This window comes from Paenibacillus sp. Soil787, assembly GCF_001429545.1.
Classification (GTDB): Bacteria; Bacillota; Bacilli; order Paenibacillales; family NBRC-103111; genus Paenibacillus_E.
Window position 1 is genome coordinate 76,915 of record NZ_LMSP01000045.1, and the last position, 13,567, is coordinate 90,481.

Sequence of the window (13,567 nt, forward strand, 5' to 3'; positions counted from 1 at the left end):
ACTAAACAGTTCGTCCAAAATGGACTACTGTGAGTACTATAATAACTTGAATAAACTTAGTAACTGAGTTTGCAAAGTTACCAGAACCATGCATATGGGCAGAGCTTGCGGAGTAGCAGAGTAAACAGAATTACAGATTGGCAAAGCTTGTGGAGTTGCAGAGTAACCAGAATTAACAGACTGGCAGAGTTTGCAGGGTGAGCAGAGTTAGGCGGCCCTTAAACTCCAACAAATTGAAAATTCGATTAGAGGTTAATTGAAGTAATATTTCTAGTTTGAAAATGTATTTTAATGGCTTTGTATATGTCACAGAATTTCATTTCTGCCAAGTATATATTGCTAGCTCGAGTAGCCTGAAAAGAACTTCACAAGAGAACATTTGTTTGGTATAATACATATAGGAACAAAAGTTCGCGTATGTAAAGGAGTGAGGAAATGGAACTGCATTTTAGCGATGTGCAATCTCATATGTTTCAAACAGAAGAGGAATGTGAGAATTTCTTAATGAAGATGCGCTGGTCTAATGGGTTTTGTTGTCCTTGCTGTGATTATAATGAAGCTTTTAAAATCCGTACACGTAGATTATTAGAGTGCAAGGAATGCAGAATGCAAGTCTCCATAACTGCTGGGACGATTATGCATAAATCCAAACTCTCATTACTCCATTGGTTCCGTGCCATCCAACTGCTATTGCAAGAAGGCAAAGAGTATACTGCGAGTTCATTGTCACATATCCTTGAAATTAATTATAGAAGTGCTAGATTGATGCTTCAGAAAATTCATTATGCAAATTTGATTAAAGAAAATAGGCTTAATTATTTTCAAAAAGTTAGAGAATCAGCCTCTGAAGCTCCGATATTTAATGATCAGGAATCTAATGAAGAAACGCCTCAAACCCACTTAAACCAAAACTCCTCTAATGAGTGGAGTCTACGCTTATACCTAGAATCCAAATTAAATAGACTCAATACCAAACTGATGATACAGAATATTTTGCCTAATGAATACCGAAGATATTTGGGTAATAAGAATCGATCGGGGTTTACGTTTAATTATTGGATCAAGACGTTTATGTCGGTCTATTTATATCCTACTTTTCTTAAGTGCTATCAACTCTCTGCGTAACACAATGGCTTGAATTGACTCAGTCCTTTTTTTCAGGCATGATGGAAGTGCAGCATGTTTTGAAAAACAATGGAGTAGGGAGAGAGGCTCGGTTGAAAAAGACTTTACAAGTACCTATTCATTTCTATCGGAAGTTTATTTCTCCGTTGAAGCCGCCTACTTGCCGATTCTATCCCACTTGTTCGCAATATGCGTTAGAAGCAATTGAAGTCCACGGTGCGTTGAAGGGATCATGGTTGACGGTGAAACGGATTTGTAAATGCCATCCTTTTCATCCGGGTGGTGTTGATCATGTGCCGGTACGAGCGGAAAATTTATCTCATAACGATCAGTCTGCTTGACAGGCAGCTCATTTTTTCGATATATTTGCCTTAAGTTGTAAATATGGTTTCGATGAACGGATAAGTACAAACGGATGCCTATAAACAGAGAGCCGGGTTAGGTGAAAGCCGGTATAGGAGTAGGTTTGGAATATGGTCCCGGAGAATAGGCCTTCGAGCTGCCCAGATTGCATTTGTGAAGCAAATGGTAAAATGGGAGTAAGCTGGCCTCGTGTCCCAGCGTTAATGGGCAAGTCGTAATCGACTTACTGAGCCCCGAGCTTGTGAAAGGCGGGGGAACCTGGGTGGTACCGCGTGAGTTAAGCTCTCGTCCCAAGATGGATGAGGGCTTTTTGTGTTTTCTACTATTTGCTAGGAGGAACGAATGATGTCAACGCAATCGAAAACATTTTACATTACAACACCGATTTATTACCCGAGCGATAAGCTTCATATCGGTCACGCTTATTCTACGGTAGCTGGTGACGCTATGGCACGCTACAAGCGGCTGCGCGGCTTTGATGTCAGATATTTAACCGGTACGGATGAACATGGTCAGAAGATCGAGCGTAAGGCTCAGGAGAAAGGGACAACGCCTCAGCAATTTGTTGATCATATTGTTTCAGGGATCAAAGAGCTTTGGACGAAGCTGGATATTTCTTATGATGATTTTATTCGAACAACCGAAGATCGTCATAAAGATGCCGTTGGAAAGATTTTTCAAAGATTACTGGATCAAGGGGATATTTATTTAGGGGAGTATGAGGGCTGGTATTGTATTCCCGATGAATCTTTTTTCCCGGAGAGCAAGCTGGTAGATGGGAAATGTCCAGATTGTGGGCGACCTGTGGAGAAAATGAAGGAGCAAACTTATTTCTTCCGGATGAGCAAGTATGCAGACCGCTTAGTGCAGTATTATGAGGATAATCCAGATTTCATCCACCCAGAATCTCGTAAAAATGAAATGCTGAATAACTTCATTAAACCAGGTCTTGAGGATTTGGCTGTGTCCAGAACGACATTTGACTGGGGAATTAAAGTTCCAGGGGATCCGAAGCATGTCATTTATGTCTGGATCGATGCACTTTCCAACTACATTACCGCGCTTGGCTATGGTTCTGAAGATGAAAGTAACTTCAAGAAATATTGGCCTGCGGATGTTCATTTAATGAGTAAGGAGATTGTTCGATTCCACACGATTTATTGGCCCATTATGTTGATGGCTCTTGACTTACCTTTGCCGAAGAAGGTGTTTGCGCACGGCTGGCTGCTCATGAAGGACGGCAAAATGTCGAAGTCCAAAGGGAATGTTGTTGATCCGGTTACGTTGATCGACCGCTATGGATTAGATGCGCTGCGTTACTATCTCATGCGCGAAGTGCCTTTTGGGGCGGATGGAACATTTACACCGGAAAGTTTTGTTGAGCGAGTCAATCATGACCTCGCCAATGATCTCGGGAATCTATTGAACCGTACGATCGTGATGATCGATAAGTACTTTGCAGGCAAGATTCCCGCTTATGTTGCGGGGGCTACCGAGTTTGACGAAAGTCTCTTGGAGACTGTTCGTTCTACGATAGCGAAGTACGAGGAAGCAATGGAAAAGATGGAATTTTCCATTGCGCTTTCAGCCGTGTGGCAGCTAATCAGCCGTACGAATAAATATATCGACGAGACGCAGCCGTGGTCGATGGTGAAGGATGAAGCCAAGCGCGAGACACTTGGCTCCGTGATGTATGTGCTGGCTGAATCCCAGCGCATCTCATCCGTGCTGCTGCGTCCGTTTTTGACTAAGACGCCGCAATTGATTTGGCAGCAGCTAGGCTTAGCTGCCGAAGACCTGCCACGTTTGACCTCATGGGAGAGCGTGCAGACCTTCGGGCATCTCCCTGCCGGCACTAAGGTGCAGAAGGGGGAGCCTATGTTTCCTCGGCTGGACGTGGAGGCAGAAGTCGCCTACATCGTCGAGGCCATGGGAGGCGGCGCTGCAGCTAGCACCGATGAATCAACATCGGCAGCTCCTTCGGCAGCTGCTAGCACTGTGCCCGCGCCAGAGGCAAAGGACGAAATCGCTATTGACGATTTCGCCAAGGTGGAGCTGCGCGTAGCACAGGTAATTTCGGCGGAGCCTGTGAAAGGCGCCGATAAGCTTCTCAAGCTGCAGCTCGACCTTGGATATGAGCAGCGCCAGGTTGTATCGGGCATCGCGAAGTTTTACTCGCCCGAAGAGCTTGCTGGACGCAAAGTGATTTGCGTCACGAATTTAAAGCCCGTCAAGCTGCGCGGCGAGCTGTCGCAAGGTATGATTCTCGCCGCTTCACATGGCGACCAGCTGACTCTTGCTACAGTCCCTGACTCGATGCCTAATGGAGCAATTGTGAAATAAATAGTAGTTAAAACGAACAAGTACCTCATCCCTTATTTTTCCGGGATGGGGTGTTTGTGTTAGAAGGGTGTTTTTAATGTGAGTGGGGCATGATAAAGGAAACTAACCACGGAGTGAGGCATATGAGAGTTCGGTTTCTTGTGAAAATAATGGGAATTACAGGAATGGTTATTCTTGTATCGGCTTGTTCAATTTTCGGTGGCGACTCGGCTAAGAAGAAGGAGGATGCCAAAAAGGAACAATCGAAATCTAAAGAGCAGAGTACGAAAGGGAAAGAGAGTATTATTAATCAAGAGTTGAAAAAGCAATACCAGATCTACAATGAGATTGTTCAGTATAAGATAGAACAGGATAAAAAGCTCATTAAACAGTCAGAAGAGCATTATAAGAAGTTAAAAGAGGAAAGTGAAAAACCATCTGGTTCAAAGAAAACTGAGGATTCAAGTAAAAAGGACTCAGGTGGGAAGAAAAGTAAAGAATCAGGTGGGTCAAAGGAGGGAGGTTCAGATAGCTCGAAAAAGACAGAAGGTGGCGGAGAACAATCGGAATAATCATTACGAACAATACTTGCAACAGTTGGGGCCATGCTGCGAATTCAACAGCTGGCTTTTTTGTTTTTTGCGCTTAGATGTATTGACTTCAATTAAGGGGACTCGTATAATCAATTCGTTAATAAAAATTATTACGATTTAGAAATGGGTGGATTGATTGTAATGTTAAGAAATAAGAAAGTTCTTTACATAGTCTTGTTGGCTATTTTAACTGTTATCATGGCGGGTTGTGGAAGTACTGTAAGTTCGAAAGCTAAGATGGTTCAAGGCAAAGTCAATGTGGTGACCAGTTTTTACCCCCTTTATGAATTTACCCGCAACATTGGCGGGGAGTATGTCAATGCAATCAATTTGGTCCCAGCAGGCGTAGAACCGCATGATTGGTCGCCAAAGAGCAAAGATATCAAAAATATGACCCAAGCTCAGGTTTTTGTGTATCAAGGAGCAGGGTTTGAAGGTTGGGTGCAAGACTTCCTCGGTAGTTTGTCAGCAGACTCTTCTTTAAAGGTAGTTGAGGCTAGTAAAGGGGCAGATTTAATAAAAACGACGGAAAATAAAGAGGAATATGATCCTCATGCTTGGTTAAGCCCGTTAAATGCTGTGAAAATGGCTAATAATATTAAAATAGCATTGATTGATGCGGATCCTGCTCATAAGGATGTTTTTGAGCAAAATTATACGAAATACGCAGCTAAATTGACCGATTTGGATGCACGATACAAAAAAGAAATTGCTCGTACATCGAAGAAAGAAATTGCGGTTTCTCATCACGCTTTTGCGTATTTATGTCGGGATTATGGTTTGACACAAATGTCCATAATGGGTTTATCACCGGATGCGGAGCCGACTGCTCAGGATTTGAAAAAAATGAATGAGTTTTTGAAAGATCATGACTTGAAATATATTTTCTTTGAAGAGCTGGTATCCGATAAATTAGCCAAGACGTTAGCTAAAGATGCGAAAGTGGACACAATGGTGCTTAACCCAATTGAAGGATTAACCGATGAACAGATGAAAGCAGGCAAAGATTATATCTCAATCATGGACGAAAATTTGAAAAACCTAGTAATTGCCTTACAATAAGGAGAGGAATTCCATTCTTAATAAGTCAGGAGTAAGAAGATGGAGAATAACAGTACAAACTTTTGCCATCGGAGCATAGTATCTATTGATAACCTTTCATTCTCTTATGATAATAAGAAAGTGATAGATAAGCTTCATTTCGATGTTCTTGAACGTGATTTTGTGGGTGTCATTGGTTCCAATGGCGCTGGTAAAACCACACTGCTTAAAATGCTTGTCGGTTTGTTAAAACCAACTATAGGGGAGATCAGGTTGTTTGATCGCCCGCTGAGCCAATTCAAAGATTGGGAACGTATCGGTTATGTTCCTCAAAAGAATGCGTTCAACCCCTTATTCCCAGCTACAGTCAGGGAAATTGTTCTATCTGGTATGTATAGCAAGAAGCGGGTCTATCGCCGGCTGACCAAGGCCGACCTTCAAAAGGCCGAAGATGCGATGCTCGCAATGCGCATCGAGGATTTGGCTGACCGACGCATCGGTCAACTGTCTGGCGGACAGCAGCAGCGTGCTTTCCTCGCACGCGCGATCGTAAACAACCCTGAGCTGCTCATTCTCGATGAGCCGACGGTAGGGATCGATGCTGAAACGCAGGTCGGATTTTTCCGGATGATCCGCCATATGCACCAGCATCATCATATGACCTTCATCATGGTATCCCATGATATGGACATGATGCAGTCTTATCTAGGTACAGAGCCGCAGAAGGTTAGCGGCGGTATTAAATTTTATGTAAAGCATACCCATGATCCGGAGGATTGCCGTGAAACGAATTTGACACACTCAATCGGCCAGATACGTGAGATGATCGGAATTCAATAAAGAGGAGAAACTTTGTTCTCCGAACAAAGATCCCTATATTAGGAGCGGGCATTTTGGACATATTTACGGAACACTTTTTTCAACGTGCATTACTTGGCGGCATACTGATTGGGCTTACAGCGCCTTTAATGGGCGTTTTTCTTGTCCTTCGACGGTTATCAATGATTGGGGATACACTAGCGCATGTCTCAATTGCGGGCGTTGCTCTTGGATTTCTCATTAATGTGTATCCTTTAGGTGTTGGCCTAGTGTTCGCTTTGCTTGCATCGTTTGCCATTGAACGTTTGCGCAAAGCCTACAAGACTTATGCTGAGCTATCCATAGCCATTATTATGTCAGGCGGCGTTGCACTAGCGACTCTCCTTTTTACCATTGGCAAAGGCTTTAATATGAACGTCATGAGTTATTTGTTCGGCAGTATTTATACATTGGATTCAACCGATTTATGGGTTGTTTTTATTGTTTGTATACTTGTTGTTGGCGTAATCGCGGCTCATTTCAAGGAGTTCTTTCTTATGTTCTTTGATGAAGATGCAGCGAGTGTAAGTGGACTTCCGCTTAAATATTATAATATGATGATTACAATGCTTACGGCTCTTGTAATATCAGTCGCTATCAAAATTGTTGGAGCACTGCTTGTTTCTTCGTTATTAACGATACCGGTAGCGTGCAGTTTATTGATCGCTCGGAGCTTTAAGCACTCCGTCTTTTTAGCGATACTATTTTCTGAAATTGCTGTGGTCATTGGTCTTGTCGTTGCGGGTGTGTGGGATCTTGCTCCAGGCGGAACGGTTGTACTCACGCTTATAGCGATACTGATCGGGATCATTTTGAAAAGAGGATTGAGGATTTAATATGGATTCTGTTAATTTGTGGATTGCTTTATGGGCGGGAATTGCTTCTTTCATATCACCTTGTTGTTTGCCCTTATATCCTTCTTATCTTTCTTACATAACGGGAATTTCAGTTAGTGAATTAAAATCTGGGGAATCTTCTTCAGCAGTTCGGCGACAAACGATGCTTCATACGTTAAGTTTTATCGTTGGGTTTTCGATCATTTTTTATGCTTTAGGCTTAACAGCGGGCTTCCTAGGCAATTTTTTCATCGATTATCGTGATTTGCTTCGACAAATAGCAGCTTTATTAATTTTCATTATGGGATTATTCCTGATTGGCATTTTCCAGCCTCAATGGTTAATGAAGGAACGTAAATTCAATATCAAATTTCGTCCTGCTGGGTATGTTGGTTCTGTTCTTGTTGGAATGGGCTTTGCAGCAGGATGGTCTCCTTGTGTTGGACCGATTCTGTCCGCCATCCTTGCACTGGCAACAACGGAACCTGGAACATGGTTTCAATTAACGACAGCCTATTCACTTGGTTTTGCAATTCCATTTTTTGTATTATCTTTTTTTATTGGATCTACGAAATGGATACTACGTTATTCCAACCTGATTATGAAAATAGGAGGGGGCTTGATGATCGTCATTGCGGTTCTGCTCTATACGGGCAAAATGACGCAAATTACGCTTTGGTTAAATTCCATAACCCCCGATTGGCTAAAGTTTTAGTTATTTGACCGTATCTAGGTTGATGCATTATGATAGTTAAGCAGTAGGCAGCAAATAAAGGAAAAGCAGGGGGAAATAAAGCAATGGCAACGCCAAGCATGGAAGACTATTTGGAGAGAATATACAAGCTTATTGACGAGAAAGGTTACGCTCGTGTCTCCGACATTGCTGAAGGGCTTGAGGTGCACCCCTCTTCTGTAACTAAAATGATTCAAAAGCTGGATAAAGATAATTACTTGATCTATGAAAAATATCGCGGACTCATGTTAACTCCCAAAGGGAAGAAAATGGGGAAACGTTTAGTGGAGCGTCATCAACTTCTAGAAAATTTCTTAACGACTATTGGTGTCCAAGAGGACAATATATATAAGGATGTAGAAGGAATTGAGCATCATCTAAGCTGGGATTCCATTACTTGTATTGAAACGTTATTAGAATATTTTCGAAGAGAACCGAATCGGATGGATGATTTAATGAATGTTCGTAAAGAATTAGAAGCTGAAAGCTAGGCAGAGACCGCTATTCGCGGTGCTTTGTCTTTTTTTATGGGTATATAAACAAACTGCCTTCGCATACATAACAATGGAAGCCCTATCGTCGATATACTAGGAGGGGTGTCGATTTGAAGATCAATGGCGTGTTTGAAGGCGGTGGCGTAAAGGGGATTGCACTGGCTGGCGGAGTAAGCGCGGCGATGAAGCAAGGGCATGTCTTCAATGAAGTCGCAGGTACAAGCTCAGGGGCCATTGTAGCGGCTCTTTTGGCCGCAGGTTATACAGGGGAAGACATGAAAGAAATGATCCTGAGAGCACCTTTCAGGTCGTTTATGCAGCGCTCACCTATTTTTAATACAAAAATTATTGGTCCAGCCGCGCGGCTATTCATCAAAAAAGGCTTGTACTCCGGAGCAGCGCTCGAGGAATGGGTAAATCAACAATTAGCAGCTAAAGGAATCCGTACATTCGGTGACTTGAGACACAATCAGCTGCGCGTTATTGCATCCGATATTACGCAAGGTAAGCTTTTGATCTTACCGAATGACATAGCGCAGTATGGGATCGATCCACGCAAATTTTCTATCGCGAAAGCCGTTCGGATGAGCTCAAGCATTCCTTATTTCTTCGATCCTGTCATGATTCGGCGCCAAATAAAAAGCTCTGCAAAGGCAGCGCCATTCGCAGAGCAGTTTTATTATATTGTAGACGGCGGCTTGTTAAGCAACTATCCACTTTGGGTGTTCGACCAGGAAACGGATCGCGAGGATATCATCCCTGTTATTGGGTTCCAATTAGTCGGTAAAAGCGATATGCCCACACGTAAAATTAAAGGACCGATAACCATGCTGGAAGCGTTATTTGGAACGATGCTGAGCGCTCATGATGAGCGCTACATTGAGCAAAAGAATCGGTTTCGTACGGTCAAAATCCCTACGTTAGGTGTGGGGAATACTCAGTTTAACTTATCGAAGGAACTCAGTATGTCTTTATACGACTCGGGCTTTCAAGCTTCCAATGATTACTTCAATAATTGGTCCGCCGAAACTTATGAACAAAACTATGAGAAGTTAGTATTGCGACGCCCATAATGCTTAGTGATATTAATGATATTTGGGGAAATCATCCGAATCAGAATCTTTACTGCCGTTGATAACGCGGAACTTGGCGTTTTTCCTTTTTCCTTTGGCAGGCCCACGACCCGTCGAATTCTTTTTCCAACGAGAAGGTGGGAATTTGTATAGAAGAAAAATAATCCCTAACACGAGAATAGGAATGAATAAAGTTCGCAAACTTACCAGCAAACCAATCGCAATCAAAATCGCAATGGCGACCTCGATCGGGGAAAATTTTCTTCTCATGCCCGTCCCTCCAAAATTCGTTGTTCTGCTTCACGCATGCGGTTGAAAGAAGCGATCGATACCTCAACTTGACTGTCTTCAGGTTCCTTGGTCGTAAGCAGTTGAAGCCATAGTCCAGGATATCCTAAGTAACGAAGGACAGGAACCTCACGAAGCGAGTTAGTGAATCGTAATACCTCGTAAGAAACACCGATTACTACAGGCAGCAATATTAAACGCTGCACGATGCGTTCGACATATCCGTCATAGTGTAGGAATGAGTAAATGACGACCCCGATCAATACGGTGAAAACGATGAAACTGCTGCCACAACGATAATGAAGCGTGTTGAATTTCTGTACGTTACTTACCGTAAGCTCTACGCCAGCCTCATAAGCACTAATAACCTTGTGCTCAGCGCCATGATATTGAAACAATCTGCGAATCATGGGTGTCAAAGATATGAAATAAATATATCCGACAAGTAAAATAATCTTAATAATACCTTCTATAAGATTATGAAGAAATTGATTGCTAAATACATTTTGGAACAAAAACTGTTCGATGACAGCTGGAACCAGCGTGAATACGAATTTCCCGAATAAAAATGAAAGTACACCCACAACAGCTACGCCAAGAATCATCGAAATGTTAGAAAAGAAACCTGGTTTTTCTTCTTTCTTGGCATTGTTGCCATCCTCACCCTCTTGTTCAGCAAAGGATTCAGCCGAGAAATTCAAATGCTGAGCGCCTTTAGCGCTAGATTCTATGATTCCCACAATACCGCGAATAAACGGAATTTTCTTGAGTGTTTGGACCCAAGGGATCACTTTCTTCGGTACTTCCAAGTAATCAAGGGAACCGTCTTTTTTGCGCACAGCGGTTACATGCACATTTTTTCCTGCGAACATGACGCCTTCAATGACGGCTTGTCCTCCGTATATACTGTTTTGTTCTGCCACAAGATCCACCTTCTTATCTTTCTCAAATTCAGTTATTTGTACTTCCTTATTGTAACGGATTCGCAGGTTGAATGCTACCGATAGCGGTAGAACATACTATTCTTACCTAAGGAAAGACAAGTAACATCTGCAGAGAAAGGAAGAAAATGCATGGAGAGAGATAAAAAGGAGGAAAAACTTCTGACAAACCGTTGGCTGTTTGTCCTTTACATCGGTTTTTTCGCTGGATTCATATGGGGGGCAATCAAAATTGTTGAGAACTATTTAAAGTTCACTACGATTATAATCGGTTTTCTTGTGGAGCCTTTTTTCAAGCATGATTTTCTGCATACCTGGCAAGGAACGCTCATTGGTTGGGGGTTCTTCACTGTATTTTCAATCTTTGCAGCGCTCATGTATATGGTTATGATGTGGAAGCTTCAGGGCCCTTGGTGGGGTCTTGGGTATGGAGCTTTATGGTGGGCTGTGATATATCTACTCATAGGGCCGTTATCGGGGATGACCTATTGGATTTATGATCTGGATCTAGATACAGTTCTTAGTGATTTTTGTTTGTTCCTACTGTGGGGGATGTTTATTGGTTATTCCATTTCCATTGAGTACACGGATGCAAGAACAATACGGCCTATACACAAGACATGAAAGTTATGGTAAAATATCAAAGGTTAAATAGGCTCATAAAGCCCATTTTTCAATGAAAAATGCTTGGGAGTGATTTCTTGTTGAAAAAGGTTCTAGTCATTAATGGTCCGAACTTAAATATGCTCGGCGTACGTGAACCTGGCGTGTACGGAACGCTTTCGCTTTCAATGATTATTCAAGGTTTAAATGATTTAGCTGGGACGCTGTCGATCGAGCTTGAGAGCTTTCAATCGAATCATGAAGGCGAGATTATTGATAAAATTCATGAAGCGTTCGGCAGTAAAGACGGTATAGTGATCAACCCAGGCGCATTCACGCATTATAGTTATGCCATTCGCGATGCACTTTCCGCGGTTCAATTGCCAACTGTAGAAGTTCACATTTCGAATATTCATAAGCGCGAGGAGTTCCGTCATCATTCGGTTACTGCGCCGGTTGTTATCGGTCAAATCAGTGGATTCGGTGCACAGAGCTATGAACTTGGTTTAAGAGCATTATTACCTCATCTGTAAGAAAGAATGGTGATCTGAATGCAGGAGAAACGTCTTGAACGTCTTCGCAAGGTTATGCAACAGCAAGATTTACCGGCAATACTCATCACGAACGCATACAACCGTACATATGTATCTGGTTTCACTGGTTCTTCCGGCTATGTTCTTATAACGTTAGACCGTGCCTTATTGTTAACTGATTTTCGTTATATGACGCAGGCGCCTCAGCAAGCTAAGTTATTTGAAGTTGTTGAGCACAAAGCTAAAGCCATCGAAACAGTGAAGGAACTCTTGCAGCAGCAAGGGATCACGAAGCTTGGTTTCGAGCAAGTGGATGTATCCTACGGCGATTTCCTAAGCTACCAAGAAGGATTAGCGGGTATCGAATTGGTGCCTACATCACGCGTTGTTGAGTTGATTCGTATGGTTAAAGATGAGGCGGAATTACAGATCATGCAAGAAGCCGCCGATCTAGCCGATCAAACTTTCTCACACATTCTGTCTTTCATCAAGCCAGGTGTTAAGGAGAAGGATATTGCCCTTGAGATCGAGATATTTATCCGCAAAAATGGCGGGACTTCAACTTCGTTTGAAACAATCGTTGCTTCTGGCGAACGCTCTGCGCTTCCTCATGGCAAAGCGAGCGATCGCGTGCTACAATTAAACGAATTTGTCAAATTAGATTTTGGAGCGTATTATAAAGGGTATTGCTCAGATATCACTAGAACGGTTATGCTAGGTAAGCCGACAGACAAACATAAAGAAATTTATGACATTGTACTGGAAGCCCAATTAAACTGTTTAGCCAATCTCAAACCAGGTATCTCTGGCAGAGAAGGCGATGCTTACGCACGTGATGTGATTGTGAAGCATGGTTATGGCGATTACTTCGGTCACGGTACCGGACATGGTTTAGGCATGGAGGTACATGAAAATCCACGCTTGTCGAAAACCGAGGACATGATTTTAACACCTGGTATGGTGGTTACTGTTGAACCCGGCATTTATCTCCCCGGCTTTGGCGGAGTTCGAATCGAGGATGATGCAGTAATTACTGACACCGGCATTAAAATACTTACACATTCTACCAAAGATTTTCTTATTATTGACTAGCGGAGGGATTCACAAGTGATATCAGTTAATGATTTTAAAACAGGCCTTACGATTACAGTTGAGCACGATATTTTCACCGTTCTGGATTTCCAACACGTTAAACCAGGCAAAGGTGCAGCATTCGTGCGCTCCAAGCTTAAAAACCTGCGTAACGGGAATACCGTTGAACGTACTTTCCGTGCTGGTGAGAACGTTGGCCGCGCACACATCGAAAACCGTGAAATGCAATACTTATACGCAGCTGGTGACGAGTATACGTTCATGGATACAGAAACGTTTGATCAGATTTCCCTTTCCCACGAACAATTGAAATGGGAATTGAACTTTCTAAAAGAAAACATGAACATCAAAATCTTGAGCTATCAAGGTGAAATTCTTGGGATTAACCTTCCGAAGAGCGTTGACTTGAAAGTTATCGAAACTGATGCAAGCGTTAAAGGAAACACAGCACAAGGTGCTTTGAAAAATGCGAAAGTGGAAACAGGTCTTAACGTGATGGTGCCACTTTTCATCAACGAAGGAGATATTCTTTCCGTTGATACGGATGATGGAAAATACCTTTCACGCGCGAGCAGCTAATGACTAAAGCCTTTCAGACTCTTTGGAGTCCAAAAGGCTTTTTTTCATTTCATGTGGATTTCTTACCACAACAAGGCGTTTTTATGCTATAAT

General features: G+C 42.6%; 16 protein-coding genes. 14 read left to right on the top strand and 2 right to left on the bottom strand.

Going from position 1 to position 13,567, the window contains the following annotated elements; translation table 11 throughout:
* Positions 1-435: 435 nt before the first annotated feature.
* From ASG93_RS28985 to ASG93_RS29025, 10 genes are all read left to right on the top strand, one after another.
* The gene (locus tag ASG93_RS28985; RefSeq protein ID WP_056837833.1) at positions 436-1,125 is read left to right on the top strand and encodes a transposase; all 690 of its coding nucleotides are present in this window, start codon (positions 436-438) and stop codon (positions 1,123-1,125) included.
* A 41-nt stretch (positions 1,126-1,166) separates the two neighbouring features.
* Positions 1,167-1,466, top strand: coding sequence for a membrane protein insertion efficiency factor YidD (yidD, locus tag ASG93_RS34610; RefSeq protein WP_082615174.1), 300 nt, complete (start codon positions 1,167-1,169; stop codon positions 1,464-1,466).
* A gap of 367 nt (positions 1,467-1,833) precedes the next feature.
* Entirely contained in the window at positions 1,834-3,831 is a 1,998-nt protein-coding gene (gene metG, locus ASG93_RS28990; RefSeq protein ID WP_056837835.1) for a methionine--tRNA ligase, read from the top strand.
* A 140-nt stretch (positions 3,832-3,971) separates the two neighbouring features.
* Positions 3,972-4,382: a hypothetical protein gene (locus ASG93_RS28995; RefSeq protein WP_156411092.1), complete on the top strand. Its 411-nt coding sequence runs from the start codon at positions 3,972-3,974 to the stop codon at positions 4,380-4,382.
* Positions 4,383-4,544: 162 nt separating this feature from the next.
* On the top strand, positions 4,545-5,465 hold the full coding sequence (locus ASG93_RS29000) for a metal ABC transporter substrate-binding protein (RefSeq protein ID WP_056837839.1): 921 nt from the start codon (positions 4,545-4,547) through the stop codon (positions 5,463-5,465).
* 39 nt (positions 5,466-5,504) lie between these two features.
* On the top strand, positions 5,505-6,284 hold the full coding sequence (locus tag ASG93_RS29005) for a metal ABC transporter ATP-binding protein (protein ID WP_056837841.1): 780 nt from the start codon (positions 5,505-5,507) through the stop codon (positions 6,282-6,284).
* Between the two features lie 53 nt (positions 6,285-6,337).
* The gene (locus tag ASG93_RS29010) at positions 6,338-7,138 is read left to right on the top strand and encodes a metal ABC transporter permease (RefSeq protein WP_056837843.1); all 801 of its coding nucleotides are present in this window, start codon (positions 6,338-6,340) and stop codon (positions 7,136-7,138) included.
* Between the two features lies 1 nt (position 7,139).
* A complete protein-coding gene (locus ASG93_RS29015; RefSeq protein WP_056837845.1) occupies positions 7,140-7,853 on the top strand; it encodes a cytochrome c biogenesis CcdA family protein in 714 nt (237 codons plus the stop codon).
* Positions 7,854-7,936: 83 nt separating this feature from the next.
* The gene (gene mntR / locus ASG93_RS29020; protein WP_029197173.1) at positions 7,937-8,362 is read left to right on the top strand and encodes a transcriptional regulator MntR; all 426 of its coding nucleotides are present in this window, start codon (positions 7,937-7,939) and stop codon (positions 8,360-8,362) included.
* A gap of 113 nt (positions 8,363-8,475) precedes the next feature.
* The gene (locus ASG93_RS29025; RefSeq protein ID WP_056837847.1) at positions 8,476-9,438 is read left to right on the top strand and encodes a patatin-like phospholipase family protein; all 963 of its coding nucleotides are present in this window, start codon (positions 8,476-8,478) and stop codon (positions 9,436-9,438) included.
* Positions 9,439-9,450: 12 nt separating this feature from the next.
* On the opposite strand, the gene ASG93_RS29030 is transcribed toward ASG93_RS29025, so the two are convergent.
* Positions 9,451-9,708 (bottom strand): hypothetical protein, encoded by a 258-nt coding sequence (locus tag ASG93_RS29030; protein ID WP_056837848.1) that lies wholly within the window; start codon positions 9,706-9,708, stop codon positions 9,451-9,453.
* Entirely contained in the window at positions 9,705-10,598 is an 894-nt protein-coding gene (locus ASG93_RS29035) for a DUF1385 domain-containing protein (RefSeq protein WP_056838202.1), read from the bottom strand. Before ASG93_RS29035 ends, ASG93_RS29030 begins: the two co-directional genes overlap by 4 nt.
* Before the next feature lie 201 nt (positions 10,599-10,799).
* Here ASG93_RS29035 and ASG93_RS29040 point away from each other — a divergent pair, with 201 nt between their 5' ends.
* From ASG93_RS29040 to efp, 4 genes are all read left to right on the top strand, one after another.
* Entirely contained in the window at positions 10,800-11,291 is a 492-nt protein-coding gene (locus tag ASG93_RS29040; protein WP_056837849.1) for a YqhR family membrane protein, read from the top strand.
* An 80-nt stretch (positions 11,292-11,371) separates the two neighbouring features.
* Positions 11,372-11,803, top strand: a complete 432-nt coding sequence (aroQ, locus tag ASG93_RS29045) for a type II 3-dehydroquinate dehydratase (protein WP_056838204.1) — start codon at positions 11,372-11,374, stop codon at positions 11,801-11,803.
* A gap of 18 nt (positions 11,804-11,821) precedes the next feature.
* Positions 11,822-12,895 (top strand): M24 family metallopeptidase, encoded by a 1,074-nt coding sequence (locus ASG93_RS29050; RefSeq protein WP_056837851.1) that lies wholly within the window; start codon positions 11,822-11,824, stop codon positions 12,893-12,895.
* 15 nt (positions 12,896-12,910) lie between these two features.
* Positions 12,911-13,474, top strand: a complete 564-nt coding sequence (gene efp, locus ASG93_RS29055) for an elongation factor P (protein WP_056837853.1) — start codon at positions 12,911-12,913, stop codon at positions 13,472-13,474.
* Positions 13,475-13,567: the final 93 nt, after the last annotated feature.

Coding starts and splice junctions, on each gene's coding strand:
- ASG93_RS28985 (WP_056837833.1), top strand. CDS start 436: ATGGAACTGCATTTTAGCGATGTGCAATCTCATATGTTTCAAACAGAA.
- yidD (WP_082615174.1), top strand. CDS start 1,167: ATGGAAGTGCAGCATGTTTTGAAAAACAATGGAGTAGGGAGAGAGGCT.
- metG (WP_056837835.1), top strand. CDS start 1,834: ATGTCAACGCAATCGAAAACATTTTACATTACAACACCGATTTATTAC.
- ASG93_RS29000 (WP_056837839.1), top strand. CDS start 4,545: ATGTTAAGAAATAAGAAAGTTCTTTACATAGTCTTGTTGGCTATTTTA.
- ASG93_RS29005 (WP_056837841.1), top strand. CDS start 5,505: ATGGAGAATAACAGTACAAACTTTTGCCATCGGAGCATAGTATCTATT.
- ASG93_RS29015 (WP_056837845.1), top strand. CDS start 7,140: ATGGATTCTGTTAATTTGTGGATTGCTTTATGGGCGGGAATTGCTTCT.
- mntR (WP_029197173.1), top strand. CDS start 7,937: ATGGCAACGCCAAGCATGGAAGACTATTTGGAGAGAATATACAAGCTT.
- ASG93_RS29030 (WP_056837848.1), bottom strand. CDS start 9,708: ATGAGAAGAAAATTTTCCCCGATCGAGGTCGCCATTGCGATTTTGATT.
- ASG93_RS29035 (WP_056838202.1), bottom strand. CDS start 10,598: ATGTTCGCAGGAAAAAATGTGCATGTAACCGCTGTGCGCAAAAAAGAC.
- ASG93_RS29040 (WP_056837849.1), top strand. CDS start 10,800: ATGGAGAGAGATAAAAAGGAGGAAAAACTTCTGACAAACCGTTGGCTG.
- ASG93_RS29050 (WP_056837851.1), top strand. CDS start 11,822: ATGCAGGAGAAACGTCTTGAACGTCTTCGCAAGGTTATGCAACAGCAA.